The sequence below is a fragment of the Myroides albus genome, from assembly GCF_009711045.1.
Lineage (GTDB): Bacteria > Bacteroidota > Bacteroidia > Flavobacteriales > Flavobacteriaceae > Flavobacterium > Flavobacterium album_A.
This window is the reverse complement of sequence record NZ_WMJX01000001.1, coordinates 1-13,411: the sequence shown is the minus strand read 5'-3', so window position 1 is coordinate 13,411 and position 13,411 is coordinate 1. Positions and strand designations below refer to the sequence as shown.

11 protein-coding genes and 1 tRNA gene are annotated in these 13,411 nt (G+C 32.7%); 7 read left to right on the top strand and 5 right to left on the bottom strand.

Annotated elements, in window-relative coordinates; all coding sequences use genetic code 11:
• The first annotated feature begins 29 nt into the window (after positions 1 to 29).
• Positions 30 to 719 (top strand): LysE family translocator, encoded by a 690-nt coding sequence (locus GJV76_RS00060; protein WP_155090604.1) that lies wholly within the window; start codon positions 30 to 32, stop codon positions 717 to 719.
• A 93-nt stretch (positions 720 to 812) separates the two neighbouring features.
• Here the strand turns inward: GJV76_RS00060 and GJV76_RS00055 are convergent.
• A tRNA-Cys gene (locus tag GJV76_RS00055) sits at positions 813 to 883 on the bottom strand.
• Between the two features lie 87 nt (positions 884 to 970).
• Positions 971 to 1,327, bottom strand: a complete 357-nt coding sequence (folB, locus tag GJV76_RS00050) for a dihydroneopterin aldolase (protein ID WP_155090603.1) — start codon at positions 1,325 to 1,327, stop codon at positions 971 to 973.
• Between the two features lie 132 nt (positions 1,328 to 1,459).
• On the opposite strand from folB, the gene GJV76_RS00045 reads away from it, so the two are divergent.
• The 4 genes from GJV76_RS00045 to GJV76_RS00030 all read left to right on the top strand — a co-directional run bounded on the left by GJV76_RS00045 (position 1,460) and on the right by GJV76_RS00030 (position 4,223).
• On the top strand, positions 1,460 to 3,142 hold the full coding sequence (locus GJV76_RS00045; protein ID WP_155090602.1) for a glutamine--tRNA ligase/YqeY domain fusion protein: 1,683 nt from the start codon (positions 1,460 to 1,462) through the stop codon (positions 3,140 to 3,142).
• 113 nt (positions 3,143 to 3,255) lie between these two features.
• Positions 3,256 to 3,597, top strand: a complete 342-nt coding sequence (locus GJV76_RS00040; RefSeq protein ID WP_155090601.1) for a YtxH domain-containing protein — start codon at positions 3,256 to 3,258, stop codon at positions 3,595 to 3,597.
• 14 nt (positions 3,598 to 3,611) lie between these two features.
• Positions 3,612 to 3,962 carry a hypothetical protein gene (locus GJV76_RS00035; protein ID WP_155090600.1) on the top strand — a complete coding sequence of 117 codons (351 nt, stop codon included), beginning with the start codon at positions 3,612 to 3,614 and terminating at the stop codon, positions 3,960 to 3,962.
• A gap of 15 nt (positions 3,963 to 3,977) precedes the next feature.
• Entirely contained in the window at positions 3,978 to 4,223 is a 246-nt protein-coding gene (locus GJV76_RS00030) for a DUF6327 family protein (protein WP_155090599.1), read from the top strand.
• A 72-nt stretch (positions 4,224 to 4,295) separates the two neighbouring features.
• Here GJV76_RS00030 and GJV76_RS00025 read toward each other — a convergent pair whose 3' ends face one another.
• From GJV76_RS00025 to gltX, 3 genes are all read right to left on the bottom strand, one after another.
• Positions 4,296 to 5,264, bottom strand: coding sequence for an SPFH domain-containing protein (locus GJV76_RS00025; protein ID WP_155090598.1), 969 nt, complete (start codon positions 5,262 to 5,264; stop codon positions 4,296 to 4,298).
• 50 nt (positions 5,265 to 5,314) lie between these two features.
• The gene (locus tag GJV76_RS00020; RefSeq protein WP_155090597.1) at positions 5,315 to 5,836 is read right to left on the bottom strand and encodes a hypothetical protein; all 522 of its coding nucleotides are present in this window, start codon (positions 5,834 to 5,836) and stop codon (positions 5,315 to 5,317) included.
• A gap of 124 nt (positions 5,837 to 5,960) precedes the next feature.
• A complete protein-coding gene (gene gltX, locus GJV76_RS00015; RefSeq protein WP_155090596.1) occupies positions 5,961 to 7,475 on the bottom strand; it encodes a glutamate--tRNA ligase in 1,515 nt (504 codons plus the stop codon).
• 3,369 nt (positions 7,476 to 10,844) lie between these two features.
• On the opposite strand from gltX, the gene ybeY reads away from it, so the two are divergent.
• Together ybeY and mnmG are read left to right on the top strand one after the other, a co-directional pair.
• On the top strand, positions 10,845 to 11,264 hold the full coding sequence (ybeY, locus tag GJV76_RS00010; RefSeq protein ID WP_155090595.1) for an rRNA maturation RNase YbeY: 420 nt from the start codon (positions 10,845 to 10,847) through the stop codon (positions 11,262 to 11,264).
• A gap of 16 nt (positions 11,265 to 11,280) precedes the next feature.
• On the top strand, positions 11,281 to 13,158 hold the full coding sequence (gene mnmG / locus GJV76_RS00005; RefSeq protein WP_155090594.1) for a tRNA uridine-5-carboxymethylaminomethyl(34) synthesis enzyme MnmG: 1,878 nt from the start codon (positions 11,281 to 11,283) through the stop codon (positions 13,156 to 13,158).
• Positions 13,159 to 13,411 lie beyond the last annotated feature (253 nt).

Here is a 13,411-nt window from a genome sequence, read left to right as displayed (position 1 = left end):
TTATGATTGGCATTTTTTAATTATATAAAATGTTTGATGGTTTGCTAACAGGTATGACTTTGGGGTTCTTCCTAAGTTTTATGATAGGTCCTGTTTTTTTTATTCTTATTGAAACAAGTATAACGAGAGGGTTTAAAGCAGCGATAGCTCTTGATATGGGAGTTATTTTAGCTGATGCTATCTTCTTTGCTATTGCCTTCTTTAGTAGTTTTAAACTGATCAATGCCATAAAAGACGACCCTGCACTTTTTATCTTTGGAGGAATTATCATGATTACCTATGGAATAATCTCCTTTATCAAACTCAAAAAAGTAGAAGTACAAACACTGCAAATAGCTCCACCTAACCTAAGGAGAGAATATCTTAACCTCTTTGCGAAAGGTTTTCTATTAAACTTTATCAATGTAGGTGTGTTGGGATTCTGGTTGGGAATAATCATTACAATTGGACCTCAAATGGACATGGATCCAAAAAAGATGTTCACTTTCTTTGGCTTTACTATTCTGGCTTATTTTATCACAGATTTATTTAAAATATTCTTAGCAAAGCAATTACGCAAGAAGTTAACGTATCAAAATATCTTGAAAGTAAAAAAAATCAGCAGTATCATCATCATGGTGTTTGGTTTTGGAATAATGATGAAAGGAATTTTACCAAAATCGACAATAGACTGTGTAAAGCAATACTTCCAAACAACCGCTACAGAAAATACAAAATAAGTAAAAGCCTTAGAGAATCTCTAAGGCTTTTTTTATTCACAGATATATCATTATTGGATACAAAAAAAGGATAGTTAAACAACTATCCTTTTGAGGCTTCGAGCGGATTCGAACCGCTGTAGACGGTTTTGCAGACCGCTTCCTAGCCACTCGGACACGAAGCCATTGTTCCGAATTGGATTGCAAACTTAGCAAATAATTTGAAAGTTCAAAAGCCTTTTACTCTAAAAGTTGTATATTTTTTTTAGGTTTTATCTAACTTCCTGCATTTCAACCGTTACAGATTCGACATCTCCGCCAATAGGAGGATTAATTTTCGAAACTGCAACAGTGATATCCGTAACCATTTCAATTTCTTTTAAAACCCTTTTGATGATTCTCTCACATACGTGTTCTAAAAGGTTAGAGCGAATTGCCATTTCCTCTTTCACTATTTTGTTCAAATGCACGTAGTCTATAGCGTCAACCAGGTTATCAGAAGTAGCAGCATCTCTAAATACTCCCTTAGCAGTAACATCTACACGATAGTCAGATCCTATCTTAGCTTCTTCTTCCATACAACCATGAAAAGCATATACGCGAATATTGTTTAAACGAATAATTCCCATTAGTCAATAATTAAAATAAATAAAGGCTAAAATTACGACATTTTTTTACGGTCTATAGCAAGGAAAGATAATAAATCCATCGAAGTTGATTTGTTTTTTGATACCTTTGTGAGTATTATATAAATAAAATCCATGTCAACAAAAGAGAAATCATTAAACTTTATTGAGCAAATCATTGAAGAGGATTTAAAAAATGGTTTGCCAACAGAAAAACTTCATTTCCGTTTTCCGCCTGAACCAAATGGGTACCTACACATTGGTCACGCGAGTTCTATTTGTTTAAATTTTGGATTAGGGTTAAAGTACAATGCGCCAGTTAACTTGCGTTTTGACGATACTAACCCGTCTAAAGAAGAACAGGAGTTTGTTGACGCAATCAAACAGGACGTAGAATGGCTTGGGTATAAATGGGCAAATGAAGTTTATGCATCTGACTATTTCCAACAGCTATACGACTGGGCTATCCAAATGATTAAAGATGGCAAAGCATACGTAGATAGCCAAACTTCAGAAGTTATGGCTCAACAGAAAGGTACTCCATCTACAGTTGGTGTAGATAGTCCATATAGAAATCGTTCTATAGAAGAAAACCTTGATTTATTCGAGAGAATGAAAAATGGAGAATTTGAAGAAGGAGCACATATTCTAAGAGCAAAAATAGACATGTCTCACAAGAATATGTTGATGCGTGATCCGATCATGTACAGAATTATAAAAAAAGCACACCACAGAACTAAAGATGCTTGGTGCATTTATCCAATGTACGACTGGGCACACGGTGAAAGTGATTATATTGAAAGTATTTCTCATTCTTTCTGTACTTTAGAATTTTTACCTCATAGAGAACTATATGATTGGTTCTTAGATCAAGTGGTTACTGAAGACAATATTAGACCAAAACAACGCGAGTTTGCAAGACGAAACTTATCGCATACGGTAGTAAGTAAACGAAAACTTGCTCGCTTGGTAAGTGAAGGACATGTAACAGCATGGGATGATCCGCGTATGTCTACTATTTCAGGATTGAGAAGAAGAGGATATACAGCAGCTTCTATAAGAAACTATGCTGATACTATTGGTATTGCTAAGCGCGATAATTTAATAGATGTATCACTTTTAGAATTTTGTATTCGCGAAGACTTAAATAAAATTGCTCCACGTGTCATGGCTGTTTTGGATCCTGTAAAATTGGTGATTACAAATTACCCTGAAGGACAAGAAGAATGGTTAGACGCAGAGAACAACCCAGAAGAAGAGGTAATGACTTATCGCAAAGTTCCGTTCTCTAAAGAGCTTTATATTGAAAGAGAAGATTTCAAAGAAGAAGCTAATAGCAAATTCTTTAGATTAACGCTTGGAAAAGAAGTTCGCCTTAAGAATGCTTATATTATCAAAGGTGAAAGTGTCGTTAAAGATGAGCACGGAAATATCACTGAAATACATGCAACTTATGATGCAGATAGTAGAAGTGGTAGTGGATCAGAAGCAAGTAAACGCAAAGTAAAAGGGACGATTCACTGGGTTTCTGCAGCTCATGCAGTAGAAGCAGAAGTTCGTATTTACGATCGTTTATTCGTAGATGAAAATCCCGATGGTAATAAAGAAGTAGACTTCTTAGAATTTGTAAACCCTAACTCTTTAGAGATTGTAAAAGGCTATTTAGAGCCAAGTTTAAGTACAGCTAAAGAAGGTGATAAATTCCAATTCCAAAGAATGGGGTATTTCTGTGTGGATAAAGACAGTAAACCGAATCAATTAGTATTTAATAAAACAGTTGGATTAAGAGATACTTGGGCTAAAGTAGAGCAAAAATAAACTCCTAATCTTTTGTGTAAAATATAATTTAATCACCTCTTTAACTTGTTTTTAACAGTTAAAGAGGTGATTTTTTTCTAACTTTATTAGATAATAATCAAAAAATCAATGTTATGTCAAATCGTTTAGGAGGTACAGTACTTGCAGTATTAGCTGGAGTAGCAGTAGGAGCAGGCTTAGGAATACTTTTTGCTCCTGATGAAGGAAAAAAAACAAGAAAGAAAATCAAGAAAACTTTTGATGAATCTAAGGAAGATCTTGAAGACAAAATTGACGAACTTAAAAAACAAGTTCGCAGTGCTGTTGAAAAGAAAAAACACGATTTTGAAGAGGGTTTTGAGCACTTTGTAAATACTTCAGGAAAGAAAAGAGATGAAGTAATTGCAACTTTAGAAGATAAATTAGCTGCATTGAAGAAACAAGCAAATGATGCTGCTGATAACGTTAAAAAATAATTAGATTTTGTAATATGGCTTTCGACGAGGTTAAATCAGAAATGACTAATATTAAAGAAAATTCGGAAGAATTTATCAAGTCAACATTAGACTATTATCGCTTATGGGGCTTTAAAGTAAGTGTCAAAGCTGGTAGTATCTTTATGACATTGATATTAGTAAGCTTATTTTCAACATTGGCCTTATTGTTTATATCCTTGTTCGCAGCCTATGCTATCGGTGAAGCTTTTAATAGTACTTCAACAGGGTTTTTAATTGTTGGTAGTTTCTATATCTTAGTTTCTATTATTGCTTATTCATTTAGAAAATCTTTAGTAGAGAGACCTTTGATAAAAAAACTATCAGAAATATTATTTAATGATTAAATTCGAATCGAACTCATGAGAAAGCAATATACATCCTTAGAGGAAATTAATTCGGATTTAAAGATTTTGGAAGTCAAACGCGAAATACACTACCAAAAGATTTTTCAATCTGTAGACGATATTAAAGAAGAATTATCACCTGATAGATTAGTAAAAAATACAGTCGGTTCTATTGCAAACTTTGTAAAATCTTCTGGGAGTTTACAAGCTTTTGTAATTACAACTGTTTTAAAATATCTCTTTAAAAAGAGAAGACAATAATCAAAAAAGGCTAATTACAATGTAATTAGCCTTTTTTGATTCTATTATACGTTTTAAAGAACGTTCTCTAACCTAGTTAAGGTCATCTTCATTATCGTTATTTTGTTGCTTATAACCTCCTTTTTTAGCTAATGCAATATTGGGAGTTTCCATCATATCTTTAACTTTACTACTCGCTGCAAATGAAGCAACCATATTCGTTAACATATCTGTTGCAACAGAAGGTGAATTTGGCAATAAGATTAAGTTAGAGTTTGTTTCACCACCCACTGATTGCAGTGTATCATAATGCTGAGTTACAACAATTAAAGCTGATGCTTCTTGTGAATTAATACCCACTTTATTCAATACGTCAACACTCTCTACTAATCCTTGAGCAATTTCTCTACGCTGATCTGCAATACCTTGTCCTTGTAAACGCTTAGATTCTGCTTCTGCTTTAGCTTTCGCTACAATGCGTATTCTACTTGCTTCTGCTTCATACTCCGCAGCTACTTTTTCTCTATCAGCAGCGTTAATACGGTTCATCGCATTTTTAACTTGGATATCCGGATCAATATCTGTGATTAGAGTATTAATGATATCATAACCATAAGTGGTCATAGCTTCATTCAATTCTGCTTTAACAGCTACAGCGATATTATCCTTGCGCTCGAATACGTCATCTAAGATAAGTTTCGGTACTTCAGCACGTACTACGTCAAAAACATAGGATGTAATCTGATCATGAGGATACTCTAATTTATAAAATGCGTCATATACGCGATCTTGGATCACTTTAAACTGTACTGAAACTTTCAACTTAACAAATACATTGTCCTTTGTTTTTGTTTCAATCAATACGTCTAATTGCTGAATACGAAGGTTAACCACTCCTGCAATTTTATCCACAACCGGAATTTTAAAATTCAAACCAGATTGACGAATACTATTAAACTTACCAAAACGTTGTACAACAACAGCACTTTGCTGCTTAACAGTAAAAATTCCCAAAAAGATAATTACTACTATAATTACCCCTACAATAATAGTTGGATTCATAACAATTTATTTATATTTAATTATTTACAAAGTAACTCAAAAGAATTAACCTAATTCGCTTTTTTCAAAAAAGTGACCTTTACCACAAGCAATGCAAGTTCTTCAGCTGGTAAAGTAGCAATATCTGGATAATATTTAGTCAAGATAGGTAACGCATCTATAGCTTTAAAATCTAATACTAAATACTCATTGGATTTTTTTAATAAAAAAGCGGTTAAGATGCGGTTATCAAACTCAAAACTCAATGTGCCTATTTGGTGTTTCCACTTAAATGGGTAGTTCACAATACTACAGGATTCACTGTATACGCTAAATGCTCCTTCAAAATTTTCAGACATAGACAGGATATCGCGATCACATCCATCCTTGTGAGGATAAGGGGTAGATAATAAAACCTCACCTATTATTGGTTTAATTTCAATTTTATTAGGCACCCATTCACCAACAAGGTGTTTTTGTACAAAATGGTTCCACGCTTCTTCAGCTTTGTCTCCTAATTTATTGTCATCATTGCTACATGAAAAACATAAACTACAAAGCATTAAAGAAAATAAAAACAGTAACTTTTTCATTTTTGAATGCATTAGTATGCTATAAAATTACATTTTTTTTAACAAAAAAACTATTCTATAGGTTAACTATACAAAAAAAGGGGCTCATGAAACATGAGCCCCTTTGCTAAACTTTATTAGTAAGTTAGTTATTTCTTTGAATAGCTAACTTTATTCTATCGACAGTTTCGTCTTTTCCTATCATCTCGATGATGTCAAATAAGTCTGGTCCCTTTACAGCACCTACTAAACTAAGGCGAAGTGGTTGCATCACTTTGCCCATTCCGATACCTTGCTCATTGATCCAATCCTTCACGATAGACTCTATATTCTTCGCTTCGAATGTCTCAATACCTTTTATTACATCAGACACTTGTGTCATAATACCAGAGGTATCTTCTTTCCAATTCTTTAATGCCTTAGCATCATATTCTGTTGGCTTTACAAAGAAGAAATCACTCAACTCATAGAAATCAGCTACGAATGTTGCTCTCTCTTTGATTAATCCCACTACTTTCTCTACATAAGCATCTGTCGCCTCGATACCATTCTCTTTTAAGATTACTTGGTATGCCTTAGCTAAGTCAGCATCGCTTTGTAGTTTCAGATAGTGCTGGTTAAACCATTTATTCTTCTCTGGGTCAAACTTAGCACCTGCCTTGTGCACACGTGTTAAATCGAACTTCTCTACTAGCTCTTCTAATGAGAAAATCTCTTGATCTGTACCGTCATTCCATCCAAGTAAAGCAAGGAAGTTCACCACAGTCTCAGGGTAGAATCCTCTCTCTCTATATCCAGAAGATTTCTCTCCAGATGTAGGATCTTGCCAATCTAATGGGAACACAGGGAATCCTAATTTATCTCCATCGCGCTTAGATAACTTACCGTTACCTACTGGCTTAAGGATTAGAGGAAGGTGAGCGAACTCAGGAGCTTCCCATCCGAATGCTTTGTATAACAACTCGTGTAGTGGAAGAGAAGGTAACCACTCTTCACCTCTAATCACGTGTGATGTCTCCATAAGATGATCATCCACGATATTAGCTAAGTGATATGTCGGCATTCCGTCACTTTTATACAACACTTTATCATCTAATAAGCTCGTTTCGAACTTGATATCACCTCTGATAATATCTTTTAGATGTAAAGTCTCTCCTACAGGAGTCTTAAAGCGGATAACATAAGCCTCACCATTAGCTATCTTAGCATCTACTTCCTCTTTACTTAATTTAAGAGAAGTACTCAGCTGCTCTCTATTCGTATGATTATATATAAATGTCTTTCCTTCAGCTTCAGCGTCTTTTCTCAATTGATCTAATTCTTCAGCAGTATCAAAAGCGTAGTATGCCCATCCACTTTCGATCAGTTGATCAGCATATTGTTTGTACAATTCCTTGCGTTCACTCTGTCTATATGGTCCGAACTTTTCATTCTTACCGATAGTCTCATCTGGTGAAATCCCCAACCATTCTAAAGCTTCTAATATATAAGCCTCAGCTCCTGGTACAAAACGATTTTGGTCAGTATCTTCTATTCTAATATAGAATACTCCGTTGTGCTTCTTAGCGAATAAATAATTGAATAACGCGGTTCTTACACCACCAATGTGTAAAGGCCCTGTTGGACTTGGTGCAAAACGCACGCGAACTTGCTTAGCCATTTTGTTTAAAATTTTTTACAAAGATAACATAACTGTCAATTAATAAGTATATAACTACTCAAAAAGTAATCATTTGAAAGATATACGTCACATAGAAAAAAGAAATAACCTTAAGGGTAAATACATAGACATACAACTACAATTTAGTATGTACTTATACATAAAATAGAAATAAAATGACACGATGAAGATGGCATTTAAAGTGTATATAAAATAGTATTAATCGGACATTTTTATAATAACGTAAAAAGAAATAATATGTCTTTCAAAAAGATTTACAACTTGCTTTTCGAGAAAATATCAACTTAAAATAGAAGGAGTTTTACTTCTCTAAAACAATATTTTCTGGATTAAAACATGTCTATATTAAGCGTAAAATCTGCTTTACTACAGAAATATTTAAACTCTATTTAGCACATAAGAGAACTAAAACAGGTAAAAGACAACATCTTACTAAATACTATAATCTATTAATAATTAGCTACTTATGTGTTATCAACATAAGAAATAATTAAATCGCTTAAAAAGCAGATAATCAATGATATATAAATCAACAAAAAATGTTGATAAATATGGAAAGTTTGAAATAACTATTTTTTGGATTTTAATAAAATTTTACAATACACTACATCGAAGGTCAATTCCAAATTAACTTTATAAAAACTATTAGGTAGATATCAATAATGAACTAAGCACTTATCAACAGAAATTAACACCTAAACTTATCCTAAAAAGGTTGTTGATAACGATAATAAGCTATGTTGATAAACAAAATAATCCTTTAATTTTAAGCAATTTAAAAATTAATAATATGTTGATAAGTATTAATAATTGATAATACGAAATCTATAGAAAAAAGTTATGCTACATATTAACAAGCTATATACATACATATCTTTTTTTATAAATTTTCTTTTTTCTTTTATTAATAATTTATGTTGTTAATAAAGGTTGAAATTGTTTTTTTCACGTGGAACATTTTTCCGACGATTTGTGTGCTTTTCTATTTTGAGTAAAGTGATGGGAAAAATTATTTGTTCTTTTGCGGTTCGAGATTTTTAAATATTTTTTGTTTTCTGTTTTTATTGATTTTCTTTTCTCGAGTTTTGCCAGTGCTTATTGTCTTTTTATTTAATTGTGCTTTTTTCACCCATTATGTAGTTTGTACACATGTACTTTTTTTGATAGTCAGTGACAATTTTATTTTGGAGTATCAGAATTTTATTTTGTTCAATTTTTTTTGAAGGTAGTAGTGTATTTATTTTAATGTTGCTTTTAGTGACATTCTTTTTTCCTTTCGTCCCATAGTTGTAGTATTTTGTACTATGAGACAGTTATTTTTTTTTATGAGATTTATAGAGCCTTAGATTTTTGATATGATCTTATTTTGATTTTGTTCTATGGGTTTTCTCCAGGGTATAATTGTGCTATTCTGTACTAAGAGACAGTTATTTTTTTTTATGAGATTTATAGAGCCTTAGATTTGGGATAGAATTTTATTTTGATTTTGTTCTGTAGGTTTTCTTCTGCTTATATTTGAGATATTCTGGATTAGAGGACAAGCAGTTTTTTTTATGAGATTTATAGAGCCTTAGATTTGGGATAGAATTTTATTTTGTTTTTGTTCTGTGGGTTTTCTCCAAGGTATATTTGAGATATTCTGGATTAGAGGACAAGCAGTTTTTTTTATGAGATTTATAGAGCCTTAGATTTGGGATAGAATTTTATTTTGTTTTTGTTCTGTGGGTTTTCTCCAAGGTATATTTGAGATATTCTGGATTAGAGGACAAGCAGTTTTTTTTATGAGATTTATAGAGCCTTAGATTTGGGATAGAATTTTATTTTGTTTTTGTTCTGTGGGTTTTCTCCAAGGTATATTTGAGATATTCTGGATTAGAGGACAAGCAGTTTTTTTTATGAGATTTATAGAGCCTTAGATTTGGGATAGAATTTTATTTTGTTTTTGTTCTGTGGGTTTTCTCCAAGGTATATTTGAGATATTCTGGATTAGAGGACAAGCAGTTTTTTTTATGAGATTTATAGAGCCTTAGATTTGGGATAGAATTTTATTTTGTTTTTGTTCTGTGGGTTTTCTCCAAGGTATATTTGAGATATTCTGGATTAGAGGACAAGCAGTTTTTTTTATGAGATTTATGAAGCCTTAGATTTTGGATAGAATTTTATTTTGTTTTTGTTCTGTGGGTTTTCTTCGTGGTATATTTGTGATATTCTGGAGTAGAGGACAAACAGTTTTTTTTATGAGATTTATGAAGCCTTAGATTTTGGATAGAATTTTATTTTGTTTTTGTTCTGTGGGTTTTCTTCGTGGTATATTTGTGATATTCTGGAGTAGAGGACAAACAGTTTTTTTTATGAGATTTATGAAGCCTTAGATTTTGGATAGAATTTTATTTTGTTTTTGTTCTGTGGGTTTTCTTCGTGGTATATTTGTGATATTCTGGAGTAGAGGACAAACAGTTTTTTTTATGAGATTTATGAAGCCTTAGATTTTGGATAGAATTTTATTTTGTTTTTGTTCTGTGGGTTTTCTTCGTGGTATATTTGTGATATTCTGGAGTAGAGGACAAACAGTTTTTTTTATGAGATTTATGAAGCCTTAGATTTTGGATAGAATTTTATTTTGTTTTTGTTCTGTGGGTTTTCTTCGTGGTATATTTGTGATATTCTGGAGTAGAGGACAAACAGTTTTTTTTATGAGATTTATGAAGCCTTAGATTTTGGATAGAATTTTATTTTGTTTTTGTTCTGTGGGTTTTCTTCGTGGTATATTTGTGATATTCTGGAGTAGAGGACAAGTAGTTTTTTTTTATGAGATTTATGAAGGGTTAGATTTTGGATAAATTTTTTTTTGATTTGATTCTTTGGGTTTTCTTCGTGGTATATTTACGATATTCGGGAGTAGAGAGCAAGTAGTTTTTTATGAGATTAATACTGCACAAAGTTTTAGGTGTTTTCTATTTCTACACTTGTAGCTATTCTTCTGTATTGGTTGTATATATTTTGTATATTTGATTTTTGGTATGAGCAATATTAATCGATAGTTCTAAGTTTTATTTTCTATTGATCTCTTAAGTTGATGTTTGGTAGTACCATAGTATAAGAATACTATCGTAAACTATTGTTAGTAAGGAGAGTTTGAGATATAAGTTTGTTTCTACTACTCCTATTTTTATAGCCTGTATTTACCTGGTTCCGGCATTTGCATTTTTTCTTAATTTTACTTATCTACTTATTTTATTCTTTGATCCTGGGCTAATTTGTTTGTAAAGAAATATTTATGCTTTTATTTTCTAAGTTTTTTATTTTTCATTGTACCTTTGGCACTCAAATTTTTTATAGAAAATAAGTATGGTTATTTTTAATTATGAAACTGATTTTCAGTTAGATAACGAAGAAAAGTATGAAAATTGGATTGAACATATTGTAGAGTCAGAAGATTTTTACTTAGGTGATATTAGCTATATTTTTTGTACTGATGATTTTTTACATGAAATTAATGTAAAGTATCTTGATCACGACACTTTGACTGATATTATTAGTTTTGACTATACGGAAGGTAGTATTATTTCAGGTGATATTTTTTTGTCCATTGATAGAGTTAGAGAGAATGCATTAGAGTTTGGTGTTGATTTTGATACTGAACTACTAAGAGTTATGGCTCATGGTGTATTACATTACTGTGGATATAAGGATAAGACTAAAGAAGAAAGTGATTTAATGCGTCGTAAAGAAGATGAAAAGATGACTTTGTTCCACGTGGAACAATAATTTTAAAATTTAATGAATGAGTATTTTTCAAGATAAATATGATGTAATAGTAGTAGGTGGAGGGCACGCTGGTTCGGAGGCTGCTGCTGCCGCTGCAAATATGGGTTCTAAAACTTTATTGATTACAATGAGTTTGCAGAACATCGCTCAGATGTCATGTAATCCTGCAATGGGTGGTATCGCAAAAGGGCAAATCGTAAGAGAGATTGATGCTTTAGGAGGGTATTCCGGTATTGTATCAGATAAGACTGCGATCCAGTTTAAGATGCTTAATAAGTCTAAAGGACCAGCTATGTGGTCTCCACGTGTTCAGTCTGACCGTATGCGTTTTTCTGAGACTTGGAGACTTATGTTAGAGGGTACACCTAACCTTGATTTTTATCAAGATATGGTGAAATCTTTGATTATTAAGAATCATAAGATCGAAGGTGTAGTAACTAATCTTGGGTTAGAGATAAAAGCTAAGACAGTTATTTTAACGAATGGTACATTCTTAAATGGGCTTATCCACATCGGAGAAAAACAGTTCGGTGGTGGTAGAGCCGGTGAGGGTGCTGCTTACGGTATAACAGAAGATCTTGTGAAAGCTGGTTTTACTTCTGGAAGAATGAAGACAGGTACACCTCCAAGAGTGGATGGTCGATCATTAGATTATAGTAAGATGGAAGTGCAAGGGGGAGATATTAACCCTTCTAAGTTCTCGTACTTAGATGTGACGCAGCCATTAGTTCAACAAAGAGACTGTTACATGACGTATACTTCTCCTGAAGTACACGATTTATTAAGAGAAGGTTTTGATCGTTCTCCTATGTTTACTGGTCGAATTAAGAGTATTGGACCACGTTATTGTCCTTCTATTGAAGATAAGATTAATCGTTTTGCTGATAAAGATAGACATCAAATATTTGTAGAACCTGAGGGGTGGAATACTTGTGAAATCTATGTAAATGGATTCTCTACTTCACTACCGGAGGAGGTTCAGTTTAAGGCTCTTCGTTCGGTAGCTGGGTTTGAGAATGCTAAGATATTTAGACCTGGATATGCTATCGAATATGATTATTTTCCACCTACACAGTTAAAGCATTCGCTTGAAACTAAACTTGTAGATGGATTGTATTTTGCTGGACAGATCAATGGAACTACTGGTTACGAAGAAGCAGCTGCACAAGGATTAATGGCTGGTATGAATGCGGCTTTGAAAGTGAAAGAAGAAGGAGAGTTAATCCTTAGAAGGGATGAAGCATATATAGGAGTATTAATAGATGACCTAATTACGAAGGGGACAGAAGAGCCTTATAGAATGTTTACATCTCGTGCGGAATACCGTACCTTATTACGTCAAGATAATGCAGACTTTAGATTAACACCGAAGTCTTTTGAACTAGGTTTAGCTACCGAAGAACGTATGAGAAGAATGGAACATAAGCAGACAGAAGCTGAAAACTTCGTTCAATTCTTTAAGGAAACAAGTGTAAAAACAGAGGAAGCTAACCCTATCTTGGAGGACAAAGGTTCATCTCTAATGACTCAACCTGATAAGATGTTTAAGGTCTTTTCTCGTCCACAAATTGAACTGGAAGACATTCTTAAATTTGAGAAAGTAAAGGCTTATGTAGAAGATCATAATTTAGATCAAGAGATTATTGAGCAGGCCGAGATCCAAGTAAAATACTCTGGGTATATTGAGAAAGAAAAGAATAATGCTGATAAGTTGAATAGGTTGGAGGATGTGCGTATACCTGAGAATTTTGATTATGATAAGATAGTGTCACTATCATTTGAATCACGTGAGAAGCTAAAGAATATTAGACCTATCACGATATCTCAAGCTTCTCGTATTAGCGGAGTTACTCCTACGGATATCTCTATTTTACTGATACATATGGGAAGATAGTTAAAGTATAGCTATAATATAAAAAGGGATTGTTTCACGTGGAACAATCCCTTTTTATATCCTTTTTCTTTTGTTCCACGTGAAACATTATGGATTTTTAAGGTGGTTTAGGTGTTTATTTTAATTGATAATTCTAAAAGAGTAGGAGATGTTTTTTACTATTAAATTATTAATATGTTTATTGGTTAGGCTTTATTATTAGAGTAGAAATTTACTTCATGTTTTTTCTTCATGTTTTTTCTTCATGTTTTTT